Genomic DNA, 1604 nt, shown 5'->3' on the forward strand with positions numbered 1-1604 from the left:
TGGGATGGCGCGATAGCTGGGCAGCTTGGCTATGGAAGCCACGCCGCTTTGCAGCTTGGTAGACGTCGCCAGTATTGGGCCTTGCAGCCGCCACTGCCGCGCAATGTGATGGAGCGTACCGCAGCTGGTGCGAATCAACGCGCATAGGGCGCCAGTTGCCGGCGTGCGTCTGCGCTGTGATTCCTCCAAGGGTGGCGGCTTGCCCTGCTCGGGCGTGGCGGCTCTGTGCGGTGCCGGGTTGATTTCATCAAAGCCAGTACAGGTGCAGCTGTTAGTCGCGCTACGCGCCATAGCAGGATGGTTGATAGGTTTGATGCGAACAGAGCGGCAATGAATCAATGGCTTAGCGCGTCTGGCGCGATGGTTGGCCAGGTGCGACATGCGGCCCGAGATGAGTGCTCGATCGATCTGGTGCCCCGCTAAGCCGAACAATTAGTGGAAGGGCGGCCAAAATTCGCTGAAAATGCCGGCCCTGAACATATTGCGTCCGCCCGTGGTTCACTGCATCAATGAAAATGATTTGCAATCAATGCGGTTTTTGTCACGTGATGCCTGGCTGGCGCGTTGGCCAATTCACTCTAGCTTTAGGACCAAACTCATGAAAATCTTCGCAACACTGTGCCTCGCGGCATCGTTCAGTGTTTATGCCGCCCACCCGATGGTCAGTGATGACACAGGTACGCAAGGAAGCGGCAAATGGCAGTTCGAGGCCAACACCGATCAAGCGCAATCAAGCCGTGACGGCGTGCGCAACCGCCTTGGCGCCTATAACTCGGCAATGACCTATGGCCTGGCCGAGTCGATCGATGTATCGCTGTCGGTGCCGTACTGGCGTATTCGTCAGGACGGATCGCCATCGCAGTCGGGCGTTGGTGATGTAGGTCTGGCAGCGAAATGGCGCTTTTATGAGCAGGATGGTTTGAGCTTTGCCTTGAAGCCCAGCCTGAGCCTGCCTACCGGCAATAAAGACAAAAACCTCGGCGCCGGTCGCGCCGGTGTGGGTCTTGCTGGTGTTACCACCTACACCAGCGGCAAGCTGACCTGGCTGGGCAACGTCGGCCTGACTTACGCCGACAACAGCACTGGCGCGCGCAAGTCGTTGTGGGCTGTGTCCACCGGCGTGCAATACGCCTTGAACGAGCGCCTGAAGCTGGCATTGGACACCGGCGTGTATCGCAATAGCGATCGCAGCGACAGCACCAATCCCTCGTTTGCACTGGTCGGCCTGATCTATAGCCCGAGCGAGCAGCTGGACCTCGATATCGGCTACAAGCGTGGCCTTAACCATGCCGAGTACGATCGTAGCTTCGGCATCGGTCTGACCACGCGCTGGTAATCCGCGCAAGCCGGCGCCAATCGAAGCGCCGGCCCGCCCGGTGGCTCTGCCGGCTAGCGGGCAACGCGCCAGGTTCGGCGATCGGGCGATTTGCCGGATTGGCCGCAGCGCCGCGTCAAGCGCCAAGATGCAGCGACTGGCGCGCCGGCGTGGCGCCGGTGTCGGCAGCCGTGCGCTGCTTGCCGCTCTTGCCGGCATAGTCGCTGGCCAAGAGCGCGGCGGCGCTGGCTGTGCTATGGCCATCGTTCTCCAGCCATTGCTGCACCAG

The 1604-nt window shown here is 61.0% G+C and carries 1 protein-coding gene; it reads left to right on the top strand.

Annotated features, from left to right (window positions below; all coding sequences use genetic code 11):
* Positions 1–598: 598 nt before the first annotated feature.
* Entirely contained in the window at positions 599–1336 is a 738-nt protein-coding gene (locus ACE3OH_RS22120) for a transporter (RefSeq protein WP_374358434.1), read from the top strand.
* Positions 1337–1604: the final 268 nt, after the last annotated feature.

This window comes from Chitinimonas sp. (assembly GCF_041904975.1).
In the GTDB taxonomy this organism is placed as follows: Bacteria; Pseudomonadota; Gammaproteobacteria; order Burkholderiales; family Chitinimonadaceae; genus Chitinimonas.

Bases quoted from the DNA above. Each gene is read 5' to 3' on its own strand.
- ACE3OH_RS22120 (WP_374358434.1), top strand. From the start codon at position 599: ATGAAAATCTTCGCAACACTGTGCCTCGCGGCATCGTTCAGTGTTTAT.